At 58.3% G+C, this 12,202-nt stretch carries 12 protein-coding genes; 2 read left to right on the top strand and 10 right to left on the bottom strand.

Annotated elements, in window-relative coordinates; all coding sequences use genetic code 11:
* The 8 genes from ENTHG_RS05495 to ENTHG_RS05460 all read right to left on the bottom strand — a co-directional run.
* A partial coding sequence (locus ENTHG_RS05495; protein ID WP_044175532.1) for an aldehyde dehydrogenase family protein occupies nt 1-359 on the bottom strand: 359 nt, incomplete at its 3' end.
* Between the two features lie 25 nt (nt 360-384).
* Nucleotides 385-1,176: an ABC transporter permease gene (locus tag ENTHG_RS05490; RefSeq protein ID WP_044175526.1), complete on the bottom strand. Its 792-nt coding sequence runs from the start codon at nt 1,174-1,176 to the stop codon at nt 385-387.
* Nucleotides 1,166-2,098 (bottom strand): ABC transporter permease, encoded by a 933-nt coding sequence (locus tag ENTHG_RS05485; protein WP_044179019.1) that lies wholly within the window; start codon nt 2,096-2,098, stop codon nt 1,166-1,168. The genes ENTHG_RS05490 and ENTHG_RS05485 overlap by 11 nt, the downstream gene beginning before the upstream one ends.
* The gene (locus ENTHG_RS05480; RefSeq protein WP_044175518.1) at nt 2,098-3,111 is read right to left on the bottom strand and encodes an ABC transporter ATP-binding protein; all 1,014 of its coding nucleotides are present in this window, start codon (nt 3,109-3,111) and stop codon (nt 2,098-2,100) included. The genes ENTHG_RS05485 and ENTHG_RS05480 overlap by 1 nt, the downstream gene beginning before the upstream one ends.
* Nucleotides 3,112-3,128: 17 nt before the next feature.
* The gene (gene ydcS, locus ENTHG_RS05475) at nt 3,129-4,271 is read right to left on the bottom strand and encodes a putative ABC transporter substrate-binding protein YdcS (RefSeq protein ID WP_044175511.1); all 1,143 of its coding nucleotides are present in this window, start codon (nt 4,269-4,271) and stop codon (nt 3,129-3,131) included.
* A gap of 337 nt (nt 4,272-4,608) precedes the next feature.
* Complete coding sequence (locus ENTHG_RS05470; protein WP_044175505.1) at nt 4,609-6,018, bottom strand: aminotransferase-like domain-containing protein; 1,410 nt, start codon at nt 6,016-6,018, stop codon at nt 4,609-4,611.
* A 143-nt stretch (nt 6,019-6,161) separates the two neighbouring features.
* Nucleotides 6,162-8,126, bottom strand: coding sequence for a peptidase U32 family protein (locus ENTHG_RS05465; RefSeq protein WP_044175501.1), 1,965 nt, complete (start codon nt 8,124-8,126; stop codon nt 6,162-6,164).
* 79 nt (nt 8,127-8,205) lie between these two features.
* Complete coding sequence (locus ENTHG_RS05460; RefSeq protein ID WP_044175499.1) at nt 8,206-8,760, bottom strand: helix-turn-helix domain-containing protein; 555 nt, start codon at nt 8,758-8,760, stop codon at nt 8,206-8,208.
* 134 nt (nt 8,761-8,894) lie between these two features.
* On the opposite strand from ENTHG_RS05460, the gene ENTHG_RS05455 reads away from it, so the two are divergent.
* A complete protein-coding gene (locus tag ENTHG_RS05455) occupies nt 8,895-10,061 on the top strand; it encodes a benzoate/H(+) symporter BenE family transporter (protein WP_044175497.1) in 1,167 nt (388 codons plus the stop codon).
* Here the strand turns inward: ENTHG_RS05455 and ENTHG_RS05450 are convergent.
* A complete protein-coding gene (locus ENTHG_RS05450; protein WP_044175495.1) occupies nt 10,041-10,910 on the bottom strand; it encodes an AraC family transcriptional regulator in 870 nt (289 codons plus the stop codon). The two genes, ENTHG_RS05455 and ENTHG_RS05450, sit on opposite strands and share 21 nt — an antisense overlap.
* Before the next feature lie 169 nt (nt 10,911-11,079).
* Between ENTHG_RS05450 and ENTHG_RS05445 the strand changes: the two genes are divergently transcribed.
* Nucleotides 11,080-11,976 carry a DMT family transporter gene (locus ENTHG_RS05445; RefSeq protein WP_044175493.1) on the top strand — a complete coding sequence of 299 codons (897 nt, stop codon included), beginning with the start codon at nt 11,080-11,082 and terminating at the stop codon, nt 11,974-11,976.
* 50 nt (nt 11,977-12,026) lie between these two features.
* Here the strand turns inward: ENTHG_RS05445 and ENTHG_RS05440 are convergent.
* Nucleotides 12,027-12,202, bottom strand: a 176-nt coding sequence (locus ENTHG_RS05440; RefSeq protein WP_044175491.1) for a DUF3313 family protein, incomplete at its 5' end; no start/stop codon positions are given.

Below are 12,202 nucleotides of genomic sequence, written 5' to 3'. Positions count from 1 at the left end.
CCGTTCAGGCAGCGCGCCGCCCCGGCGAAGAAGCGGAACACATCCACCACCGCCGGTAACTCATCGTTGAATACGCAGTGCAACGGCTTACCGCAGTTAAGCGATTCCAGCTCCGCCAGCGCCTGCGCATTGTCTTCGATGACCTGCGCCAGCTTAAGTAAACACTCTGCGCGCGCTTTCGGCGTGGTCTGCCCCCAGATGGCGAAGGCGCTGTCGGCCGCGCGGACGGCGGCATCGACCTGCGCGGCCGACGCCTCGGCAATTTCCAGCAACACCTCGCCGGTGGCCGGGTTATAAACGGCCTGCTTTTCGCCTTCGCCGTTGACCAGTTTTCCATCGATAAACAGTTGATGTTGCATAGGGCTATCCTTTCAGGTTTGTCAGTCAGTTGTCGCTGCTGTCCCGGGTCAGCCACCAGGCGCCCAGAATAGGCACGGTGGTGACCATCATGACCAGCAGCGCCACTACGTTCGTCACCGGCACGTCGCGCGGGCGGCCAAGCTGATTGAGCAGCCACAACGGCAGCGTACGCTCGTGCCCGGCGGTAAAGGTCGTCACGATGATTTCATCAAACGACAGGGCGAAGGCCAGCATCCCTCCCGCCAGCAGCGCCGATCCCAGATTCGGCATCACGACATAACGGAAGGTCTGCCACGCGTTCGCGCCCAGATCCATAGAGGCCTCCACCTGGCTCCAGGCGGTGCGGCGAAAGCGGGCGATAACGTTGTTAAACACCACCACCACGCAAAAGGTCGCATGGCCAATGACGATAGTGAGAAAGCCCGGCTCAAGGTCCACCGCTTTGAACGCCGTCAACAGCGCCAGACCGGTAATAATCCCCGGGAGGGCGATCGGCAGTAACAGCAGAAGCGAGATAGCGCTTTTGCCGAAGAAATTGCTACGCCATAGCGCCATTGCAGCAAGCGTGCCAAGGATCAGGGCAATGACGGTAGCCAGCGCAGCAATTTGAAGTGACAGTGTCACCGAATCCAGAATATCACCCCGGCCTGCCGCCACGCTAAACCAGCGCAGCGTAAAGCCCTGCGGCGGAAAGCTGAACGCCGCGTCCTCGGTGTTAAACGCATAGATAGCGATGATAGCGAGCGGAAAATGGAGAAAGATAACGCCGCCCCAGGCGGCAATTTTCAGCAACAGCGGCGCGCGTTCAGAGTGCATCGAATGCTCCCAGACGTTTCACGAACGCCAGATAAAGGGCAATCAAGACGATAGGCACCAGCGTAAACGCGGCCGCCATCGGCATATTGCCGATGGCCCCCTGCTGGGAATAGACCATGTTGCCAATAAAGAACCCCGGCGGGCCAATAAGTTGCGGAACGATAAAGTCGCCCAGCGTGAGTGAAAAGGTAAAGATAGAGCCAGCGGCGATGCCGGGTATCGCCAGCGGCAGCACCACAAAGCGAAAGGTTTGCCGCGGGTGGGCGCCAAGATCCGCTGACGCTTGCAGCAGCGAAGGCGGCAGCCGCTCCAGCGCCGCCTGGATAGGCAGGATCATAAACGGCAACCAGATATAAACGAACACCAGAAAGCGCCCCAGCCCGGAGGTAGAGAGCGTGTTGCCCCCTAAGCCCGGTACGGTTAACAGCGCCCCAAGTAGCGGCCCCAGCCCCAGGTGGTTCAGAAACCACTGCGCAACGCCATCTTTCGCCAGCAGCAGGGTCCAGGCGTAGGCTTTAACAATGTAACTTGCCCACATGGGCAGCATTACGGCGATATAAAAAAATGCTTTCCATTTCCCGTGCGCATATTTCGCCATATACCACGCCATCGGGAAGGCCAGGATGGCGCTGGCAAGCGTTACCGCTATCGCCATCGTCAGCGTGCGCAGGATGATGTCGTAATTGGCCGGGTTGAACAGCGCCTGCAAATTGGCAAGCGTCAGGTCTGGCGTCACCGACATAGTGAAATCGTCGAAGGTATAAAACCCCTGCCAGAGCAGCGTCAGCAGAGAGCCCAGATAGACGATGCCAAACCACATTAACGGCCCCAGCAGCAGCAGTAAAAGGCCCAGCGCGGGCCTGCGCCAGAACAGCCCGCTCAGGCGGCTGCGCGGCGGGGTCCGGGAAACGCTCATCTCCATCATCCGCCTCCCTGTAACGGCACCATCGCGTCCCGCGACCAGGAGGCCAGCACCGTCTGTCCCGGCGCGAGCGCTGTCGGCGTCAGCGCACCGGAAAGGTTGGCCTGGCTGACCAGCAGTTTTTCGCCGTCGGCAAGGGTCAGCTCGAAGCGCGTCGCTGCCCCCTGATACTGTACCGCCTGCACCACGCCCTGCACCTGAATCTCGCCTGGCTGATTCAGGCGAATATGTTCCGGTCGCAGCGAAAAGAGGCCGGACATGGCGCACAATTTACCGGCCAGCGCGGCATCAAAAACATTGGCGGTGCCGACAAACCCGGCGACAAACGGCGTGCGCGGGCGTAAATAGAGATCGCGGGGGGTATCGACCTGCTCGATTTTGCCGTTATTGAACACCGCCACCCGGTCAGACATCGACAGCGCTTCGCCCTGGTCATGGGTCACGAAAATGAAGGTGATGCCCAACTCCTGTTGCAGTTTTTTCAGCTCGAACTGCATCTGCTCGCGTAATTTGAGATCCAGCGCCCCCAGCGGTTCATCGAGCAGCAACACTCTGGGCTGGTTGACCAGCGCCCGCGCGATAGCCACGCGCTGGCGCTGACCGCCGGAAAGCTGTGACGGCTTGCGGTTATGGACAAAGCCCAGCGCCACTTTTTCCAGTGCCTCATGGGCCAGGGCGTGGCGTTTTTTCTTCTCCACGCCTTTGACCATCAGCCCGTAAGCGACATTATCAAGGACAGACATATGGGGAAAGAGCGCGTAATCCTGAAAAACCGTATTCACATCCCGCTGCCACGGCGGCAGTTCGCTGGCTTCGCGGCCAAAAATGCGTATTGCGCCGCCGCTCAGCTGTTCAAACCCGGCAATCAGCCGCAGGCAGGTGGTCTTGCCGGAGCCGGACGGCCCCAGCATGGAGAAAAACTCGCCGTCGGCGACGGCAAGGGTTACGCCATCAACCGCCCGAACATCGCCATAACGGCGCGAGACATCATCAAATTCAACCGCCCAGGCCATAGTTTTTCTCCGGCTGATCAACGTCCGCCCATAATGGCGATGTAATCCTGCGTCCAGCGGCTGTAGGGAACATACTTGCCCCCCTGAGCGACCGGGGTGCGCCAGAAGGCGATTTTGTCGAAGAAGCTGTATCCGTTGGTTTCACACCCCTTTTCACCGAGCAGCGTACTGGCTTTACAGCCTTCGGGCACCACCGGCAGCGAGCCAAACCAGGCGGCGACATCTCCTTGCACTTTTGGCGTCAGGGACCAGTTCATCCACTTGTAAGCGCAGTTGGGATGTTTTGCCTGGGCATGGAGCATGGTGGTATCCGCCCAGCCGGTTACGCCTTCTTTCGGGAACACGGTGGCGATGGGCTGGTTTTCCCCTTTCAGGGCGTTGGCCTGGTACGGCCACGCGCTGGAGGCGACGACCCCCTCATTTTTAAAATCGCTCATCTGCACAGTCGTATCGTGCCAGTAGCGGTGAATCAACGCGTGCTGGTCACGCAACACTTTCAGCACCGCCTGATACTGCTCTTCGGTTAACTGGTAGGGATCGTCAATGCCGAGCTCCGGCTGCGTGGCTTTGACATACAGCGCCGCATCGGCGATATAGATAGGCCCGTCATAGGCCTGCACCCGCCCCTGGTTTGATTTGCCGTCCGGCAGGTTTTGCTTAACGAAGATTACCCCCCAGCTGTCCGGCGGCGTGGGGAAGGTTTTAGTGTTATACATCAGCAGATTCGGCCCCCACTGCCAGGGCGTGCCGTAGGCTTTACCGTTGACGGTAAACCAGTCGCCTTGCGCCATTCGTGGGTCAAGGGTCTGCCAGTTGGGGATTAACGCCGTGTTGATGGGCTGAACACGCTTGCCCATGATCAGGCGCAGGGAGGCGTCCCCGGAGGCCGTTACCAGGTCGTAGCCCCCTTTCGCCATCAGGCTGACCATTTCATCGGAGGTCGCCGCGGTTTTCACGTTCACCGCGCAACCGGTCTCTTTTTCGAAGGCGGTCACCCAGTCATATTGCTTGTCCGTCTGGCCGCGCTCGATATAGCCAGGCCAGGCGATAATATCTAACCGCCCTTCGCCCTTTCCCACTTCCGTTGGCTCGGCGGCATGTGCAGTCATGATGGTCATACCCAGCGCACACAGGCAGCTCGGGGCAAATTTCTTGCTCATAACGGTGTACTCCTGTCGCAATGAAAATGTGCGCCGGCCTGGCGTAAAAATATGTCCTGTATTAACAGTAGACGGCGCGCTGACACGGCGAATGCCGCCCATGAGAAATTTCGTCAGGTTGTGACAGACAACGCATTACATTATTTAACGTGCCGTTTGGCCGCTATCTTCTGGAGTATAGACAAGGGGTTAGCAGCGTCAGCTTATTTTTGTGGGTCATTCGCATTTCGTATGAATAACCCGCCAGCGATGCCGGTAAATAAGATTAAATAAGCAGAAAAGGTTATTTCTGAATAGAGAATACGCTGTTTCGAAAATGGCAATATAAAGCGTGAGCTTATTTCATCATTCCGCGAATAATCTCTGCCAGCACAATAACCCCGCGCTCTTCCCGCTCGCTCCACTGCCATGACGCGTTCAGGCGGAAAAAAGGCGTCGGCTCACGGGAGGTAGAAAACATTTTACCCGGCGCAATGCTTATCTGGTGCGCCAGCGCCTGCTGGCTCAGGTCGCCAGCGTCCAGCCCCGCAGGCAGCGCCAGCCAGAGAAAATACCCGCTGTCGCTACGGTGAATTTTGACCTCCGCGGGCAGATGGCGCATTAACGCCTGCCAGGCCTGATGTTTCCTTTCTGCAAGGGCGCGCCGCAGGCGGCGCAGATGGGCGTCGTAGCGGTGGGTACTCAGGTAATCGACCAGCGCAAGCTGCATTGGCGAACTGGTGGACAGCGTGCTCATGAGCTGGAGCTGCTGGATTCGGCGGGCATGTTTTCCCGCCGCTACCCAGCCAATGCGAAACCCGGCGACAAGGCATTTGGAAAACGAGGAACAGTGCAGCGTCATATCCTGAGTGTCCCACGCTTTTGCCGGTAACGGTTTTTCCCGTCCGTAGTAAAGTTCGCTGTAGGCATCGTCTTCTATCAGGGTGACATTATGACGGGTAAGTAGCGCCACCAGCCGGGCTTTTTTTTCCGCGCTGAGCGTAAATCCAAGCGGGTTCTGGCTGTTGGGCATCAGCCAGCAGGCTTTCACCGGATAGCTATTCAGCGCCTGCTCCAGCGCCTGCATGTCGATGCCGTCATGAATATCCGTCGGCACCGACAGCGCTTTCAGCCGTAGCCGCTCCAGCGCCTGCAACGCCCCGTAAAAACAGGGGTTTTCAACAATCACCCAGTCGCCCGGCTCGGTGACGGCCTGCAGGCTGAGGTTGAGCGCCTCCAGCGCCCCGGCGGTAATGACAATTTCATCCGGCGAAATAGCCATTCCCTGCTGGGCGTAGCGGCGGGCGATCGCGTGCCGCAGCCCGGCATTACCCGGCGGCAGGTTTTCAATAATGCCCACCGCCGTGGCGCTTTTGCTGACGTTTGCCAGCGAACGGTTCAGCTGCTGAAGTGGAAAGAGGCGCGGGTCGGGAAACGCGGAGCCAAAGGGCAAAATCGAGGCATCACGGCTGGCCTGTAGGATCTCAAAAATATAGGTATTGATGTCCACCGCCTCATCCTGCTTAAGTTCAGCTGCAGGCGGCGTCTGGGGAAGATGCGGGCGGGGCGAGACGTAGTAGCCCGACTGAGGCCGGGCGGTGATATAGCCCTGATTCTCCAGCAGCTGATACGCGTGGCCGACAGTCATAAAACTCAGCCCGCTGCTGGCGACCTGCTCACGCAGCGAAGGGAGTTTATCGCCGGGTCGCCACGCGCCAAGCTCGATTTGCGAGATAATCTGCTGCGCCAGCCGCTGATATTTTTTCATGAAGGTGCTCCTGTGCTGACATCATTCTATATCAGGCATCCAGAAAAGCACGTTTCTATCAACTGTTATGGTGAACTGTTTGAAGAGTATAAAAAGCGCTGAGATCGGGTGACGCGTTCCGCCACCCGATACCCTGCTGCCGTTTACGCGCCTTTGCGCTTCGGCAGCGTTTTCATCAGCTCTTCCGGGCTAACCGAGGCCACCACGCTGCCCGGCAGCGGCATCTTGAGGATGTGGTTTTTAATCTTGCCCACCACATGCATTTCACATGGACGGCAGTCAAACTTAAGCGTCAGCACTTCGTCGCCGTGCACCAGTTGCATTGGCGTCGCCTTCCAGCTTTTGATATTGCCTTTCGCCTGTTTTGGGCACAGGTTGAAGGCGAAACGCAGGCAGTGCTTGGTGATCATCACCGGCACGTCGCCCTTCTCTTCATGCATTTCGTAGGCGCCATCAATCAACTGCACACCGTAACGCTGGTAAAACTCCCGCGCCTTATGGTTATACACGTTGGCAAGGAAGGTCAGGTGCGTTTCCGGGTAAACCGGCGCGGGCTCGGCTACCGCTTTACGGCTGCCGCGCTGGTAGGCTGCCAGACGGGCCGCATCCAGCAGCTCAACCGTATCGCGTCGGAACTGGTTCAGCATGCTGTTCGGGACGAAGAGCGCGCCGGGCAGGTTGACCTTAATATCACGGGCGTAATAGAGCGTCTGCCCCAGTTTTGCCACGCCGTCTTTCAGGCTGCTCAGGGCTTTTTCAGAGTTATTCGCCTCGGCAAATTCCCCCTCCAGCGTATGGGTCACGCTGACGCCATCTTCACAAGTCAGCGTGAGGATAAGCTGCTCCTGCCAGCCACCCAGCTCAATGTCCACCGCAATGCGGCGCTCGCTGGAGGTTTTGAGCAGCGCCTGCTGCCAGTTGTGATCGAGGTTACGGTTAAGCGGATGGTTGGGCCGCACTTTATACAGGTCGGCTGGCATCTCATTGGGCCAGACGCGATAGCGGTTTTCGCCGGTCTTTTCCACCGTGTTGGCGCGAAAACCCACCACATCGCGTTTGATCATCACATTAAGGCCATCGCCGTTCGCCAGCGGTTCGGTGACCTCAACATCCAGAAACGCTTTGCTGACCTTTAGCACTTCGCCCACCGGCAGGCCGATAAATTTCGGCGAATCAAACGCGCCGATATCGCCCTTACGCGCATTAACAAAATAGTCCGTGCTGCCGCGATGGAAGGTTTTGTCGGTCGAGGGGATAAAGAAGTGTTCGGTGCGCCCTGCCGATGCCCGCGCCAGATCGCCACGGTCTTCGATAATCGCATCGAGCATCTGACGATAATGCGCCGTGATGTTCTTCACGTAGCTCATATCTTTATAGCGCCCTTCGATTTTAAAAGAGCGGACGCCCGCATCAATAAGCTGCGCCAGGTTAGCGGTCTGATCGTTGTCTTTCATCGATAACAGATGCTTCTCGTAGGCGACCACCCGTCCCTGATCGTCTTTCAGGGTGTAGGGCAAACGGCAGGCCTGGGAGCAGTCGCCACGGTTAGCGCTGCGCCCGGTCTGGGCGTGAGAGATATAACACTGGCCGGAATAGGCGACGCAAAGCGCGCCATGAATAAAGAATTCAATAGTGGCGTCGGTCGCCTGATGAATCGCCTGGATTTGCTGCAAATTAAGTTCGCGGGCCAGCACAATCTGGCTGAATCCGACGTCAGAGAGAAATTTGGCTTTCTCAACGCTACGAATATCGCACTGGGTGCTGGCGTGCAGTTCGATAGGCGGGATATCGAGCTGCATAATGCCCATATCCTGAACAATCAGCGCATCGACCCCGGTTTCATAAAGATCGGTGATCAAACGCCGGGCGGGCTCCAGCTCATCATCATGCAGAATGGTGTTAAGGGTGATAAACACCTTCGCGCCGTAGCGATGGGCGAACGGCACCAGCGCGGCAATATCCTGCAGGCTGTTGCTGGCGTTATGGCGGGCGCCGAAACCCGGCCCGCCAATGTAGACCGCGTCCGCGCCGTGCAGAATGGCTTCGCGAGCGATCGCGGTGTCACGGGCCGGGCTTAAGAGTTCAAGATGATGGGGTTGCAGGCGCATACAGTCTTCGTTATCCGTGGAGTGCAAAATGGCCGCTATTGTAGTCAGTTCCCCGGCCTTTCACCACCCACGACGAAGGTCAATTTCCGCCGCTCGCCCTTTTTTCTTTAGGGTAGTGAATCAGGGAGTGAAAATGCACCGTTTCCCCCGTGCTGTTGCGATAAGCGTGGGCTTCGTCGCCAGCGAAACGTACCCCGCTTCCCGCCATCACCGTTTGCCACTGTCCGTTCAGACACATCTCCAGCGTGCCGCTTATCACCACGACATGTTCAATCACCCCCGATTCATGGGGCGTGGACTCGCTGATGGCCCCTGGCGCAAGGGTGATGGAGAAAAGATCGAAATGCAGCCTTTCATCCCAGGGAAAGAGCGGCGTCACCACCATCGCCTGACGATCCGGGTCGTAGGCATGCGGCGCGCCGCTTTGCGGGGGCGCGATAAACGTGGAAAACGGCACGTTCAGGCCGGTGGCGATTTTCCACAGCGTCGCCACCGTCGGGCTGGACTCGTTACGTTCAATCTGCCCCAGCATCGCTTTCGACACGCCTGTTGCCTCAGCCAGACGCGACAGGCTCCAGCCTTTGGCCTGACGCAGGTTTTTCAGCGTGCTGGCCAGATACTCTGCGATATTCATTACGCCTCCGGGAATCAAAACCGGCAAAGTATAACCCAGCGTTGGCGGGCTGTTTGCGCGAAATGGGCCACGGCATTGTGCGTTATAACGCACAATGCTATTTTACTGGCTGTTATAACGCACAAGGAGCGACCATGCGTAGCGCTTTTCTGCCTTTTTCCGCCCTGCTGGCCGGTTTTGTCGCCGTGCTGGTCGGCTATGCAAGTTCGGCCGCCATCATCTGGCAGGCGGCCGCTGCCGCTGGCGCCACCCCCGACCAGATCGCCGGGTGGATGACAACCCTCGGGCTGGCGATGGGCGTCAGCACGCTGGCGTTTTCACTCTGGTATCGCCTGCCGGTGCTGACCGCCTGGTCGACCCCCGGCGCGGCGCTGCTTGTCACCAGTCTGCACGGCCTGACCCTCAACGAAGCCGTGGGCGTGTTTATCTTCGCCAACGCCCTGATTGTGCTCTGCGGCGTTACCGGCCTGTTCGCCCGGCTGATGAAAATCATTCCCCACACCCTCGCCGCCGCGATGCTGGCCGGGATTCTGCTGCGCTTTGGCCTGCAGGCGTTCAGCAATTTGCAACAGCACACCCTGTTGTGCGCCAGTATGCTGCTGTCCTGGCTGGTCTGTAAAAGACTGGCCCCGCGTTATGCCATCGTGGCTGCGCTGATTGCCGGCATCATGGTAGCGCTGCTTAAAGGTGACGTTGTCACAAATGAGATAGATCTTTCGCTGGCGCTGCCGGCGTTTATCTCCCCTGTTTTCAACGGGTCTGCGCTGGTAAGCGTCGGTCTGCCGCTGTTTCTGGCGACGATGGCTTCGCAAAATGCGCCCGGCTTCGCCACCATGCAGGCGGCGGGATACCGCGTTCCCGCCTCGCCGTTGATGAGCGCGACCGGGGCAATGGCGCTGCTGCTGTCGCCGTTCGGCGGCTGGTCCGTCTGTATCGCGGCAATTACCGCCGCTATCTGCCAGAGCCCGGACGCGCACCCGGACAAAGCGCAGCGCTGGAAAGCGTCGGCGGCGGCGGGCCTGTTTTATCTGCTGGCGGGTATTGGCGGGGGCGCGATTAGCTCGCTGCTCACCGCCCTGCCGCTAAGCTGGATCCAGACGCTGGCAGGCCTGGCGCTGCTTGGCACCATTAGCGGCAGCCTGGTACAGGCGCTGGCGAAGGAGAACGAGCGCGACGCGGCGGTGGTGACGTTTTTGACTACCGCAAGCGGCGTGACGCTGGCGGGCGCAGGTTCCGCTTTCTGGGGGCTGGTAGCAGGCGGCGTCTGTTACGCCGTGCTCTCACGGACGCGACGCGCGTAGCTGCGAGGGGGTAATGCCGTACACCGCCCGAAAGCGGTTGCTGAAATGGCTGGCGGAATTGAAGCCGCAGGCCAGCGCAATGTCCGTGAGCGGTAAATCGCTATTGATGATCTGCCGTTTTGCCTGCGCCATCCGCCGCTGCATCACATACTGATGCGGCGCCAGCCCCATCGACTGGCGAAACATTCGCGCAAAATGGTACTCGCTCAACGCGGCCTCGGCTGCAAGATCGGCAAGCAGCAGCGGCTGCGCAAGGTGCGCCTCAATCCAGTCAAGCACCCGGCGCAGCACCACCGGCGCCAGGCCCCCTTTCACCCCCGGCAGCCGCCACTGCACGTTGCTGTAATGCTGAATCAGATGGGTCAGCAACAGCGTGGAAGCCGTGCTCAGGGTGAGCTGGTTCGCCTGCTGGTGCCAGTCGCTGCCCAGCAGAAAATGGCGGTACAGGGCGGTAATCCGTTCATCCTGAGAAAAGGTTTTTTCATCCAGGGTAAATGCAGCGGGGCTGCGATCCCAGATTTTCTCGCCGATCTCCCGCAGGTGTTCGTCGGTACAGTAGAGATGGACGAAGGAGAGATCGTCACGAATATCCCAGCTGGACTCGCTCTCTTTTGGCATCAGGCAAAACCTATCCGGCCCGCCGCCGTTTTTCCAGCCATAGGCCGTTTTGTGGTAGCTCTCATAGCCATCAGCGATATACAAACTGAGGGTATGGTGGTCGCAATACTGGGTGATGTTGTCGCGATTGTTGGACCAGGCCGCCAGCTGGATGCCGGAGTGCAGCGCAACGGAATCATGCAAAATTGCGTTGTGATGTTTCAGGTTTTCAAAAGCTTTATAGGTTAGCATGGATACGCGATTAAGGGTCACCAGAGTTCCAGTCTATGAATTGCGTATGCGCGATGCCACCCTTTCGCTAAAAAAGCGCAAGAATTTGCAACTCCCCGCCCGCTTTGTGCAAGCCGCCCTGCGTTCGCTCTGTGACACTGCCTGATATTGCACTGAATGGAGAAGAACAATGAACGCCTTTTTATACTGTCTGGTGGTGGTGATATGGGGAACCACGTGGATTGCGATTTTTTTACAGCAGGGAACGGTGCCTGCGCCGGTTTCCATCTTCTGGCGGTTTGCCCTGGCGACATTGACCATTATGGCAGCGCTGGTGCTGTTACGGCGTCTGCGAAAGCTGGCGGCGCGGGATCACCTGTTTTGTCTGCTGCAGGGCTGCTGCGTTTTTGGCTTTAACTTTCTCTGTTTTTATACCGCTGCCGCGTGGATAAACACCGGCCTTGAGTCGGTTATCTTTTCGATGGCCGTACTGTTTAACGCCGTGAACGGCTTTCTCTTTTTTGGCCATCGGCCCCCGGCACGCTTTTACCCTGCCGCGCTACTGGGCATGTGCGGAATTGTTACCCTGTTCTGGGACGATCTACAGGCAAGCGGTCTCAGCAGCACGCTGTTGATGGGGATTGGCCTGTCAGCGCTGGGCACCTACGGCTTTTCGCTGGGTAATATGATAAGTCAGCGCCATCAGCGAAACGGGCTGGAAACCATGACCACCAACGCCTGGGCGATGCTGTACGGTACGCTTATTATGGGGGCGATCGCGCTGGTTCGCGGGGATAGCTTTATACCCGAATGGACCCTGAGTTACCTTGGCGCGCTGGTTTATCTGGCGCTGTTTGGCTCGGTGATCGCCTTTGGCGCGTACTTCACGCTGATTGGCCGGATTGGCGCCAGCAATGCCGCTTACAGCACCCTGCTCTTTCCCCTTGTCGCGCTGACCATCTCCACCTTTTATGAGGGGTACGTCTGGCATATCAATGGCATTATCGGGCTGCTGTTGATCCTGACGGGTAATCTGGTGATGTTTTCAAGACCGGGGAATGGTCTGCTGCGGCGCAAAATCGCCTGAGAAAGCAGCAAACCCCGGTGGGCTTATGCCCCGGGGTTTGCCTGGCGTGGTTATTTGTGGGTGACGTCAAACATGGTGGCGTCGGTGGCCATATCGTCAATAACCTGTTTCAGCGTCTCGACCGTCAGCGGGGCTTTTTCGTTATTCAGGGTTTTACCTTCGCCCTTGCGCACGACTTTAACGACCGGTTTATTGGTTTGCGCGTCAATAAGCTCGCCTTCGAAAT

It is taken from the genome of Phytobacter massiliensis JC163 (assembly GCF_000321045.1).
GTDB classification, from domain to species: Bacteria; Pseudomonadota; Gammaproteobacteria; order Enterobacterales; family Enterobacteriaceae; genus Phytobacter_A; species Phytobacter_A massiliensis.
The sequence above is the reverse complement of the archived record's forward strand: the minus strand, read 5'-3'. Positions and strand labels throughout refer to the sequence as shown.

Excerpts from the sequence above, each read along its gene's own strand:
- ENTHG_RS05490 (WP_044175526.1), bottom strand. The coding sequence starts at position 1,176 with ATGCACTCTGAACGCGCGCCGCTGTTGCTGAAAATTGCCGCCTGGGGC.
- ENTHG_RS05450 (WP_044175495.1), bottom strand. The coding sequence starts at position 10,910 with ATGCTAACCTATAAAGCTTTTGAAAACCTGAAACATCACAACGCAATT.
- ENTHG_RS05470 (WP_044175505.1), bottom strand. The coding sequence starts at position 6,018 with ATGAAAAAATATCAGCGGCTGGCGCAGCAGATTATCTCGCAAATCGAG.
- ENTHG_RS05455 (WP_044175497.1), top strand. The coding sequence starts at position 8,895 with ATGCGTAGCGCTTTTCTGCCTTTTTCCGCCCTGCTGGCCGGTTTTGTC.
- ENTHG_RS05465 (WP_044175501.1), bottom strand. The coding sequence starts at position 8,126 with ATGCGCCTGCAACCCCATCATCTTGAACTCTTAAGCCCGGCCCGTGAC.
- ENTHG_RS05480 (WP_044175518.1), bottom strand. The coding sequence starts at position 3,111 with ATGGCCTGGGCGGTTGAATTTGATGATGTCTCGCGCCGTTATGGCGAT.
- ENTHG_RS05460 (WP_044175499.1), bottom strand. The coding sequence starts at position 8,760 with ATGAATATCGCAGAGTATCTGGCCAGCACGCTGAAAAACCTGCGTCAG.
- ENTHG_RS05485 (WP_044179019.1), bottom strand. The coding sequence starts at position 2,098 with ATGGAGATGAGCGTTTCCCGGACCCCGCCGCGCAGCCGCCTGAGCGGG.
- ENTHG_RS05445 (WP_044175493.1), top strand. The coding sequence starts at position 11,080 with ATGAACGCCTTTTTATACTGTCTGGTGGTGGTGATATGGGGAACCACG.
- ydcS (WP_044175511.1), bottom strand. The coding sequence starts at position 4,271 with ATGAGCAAGAAATTTGCCCCGAGCTGCCTGTGTGCGCTGGGTATGACC.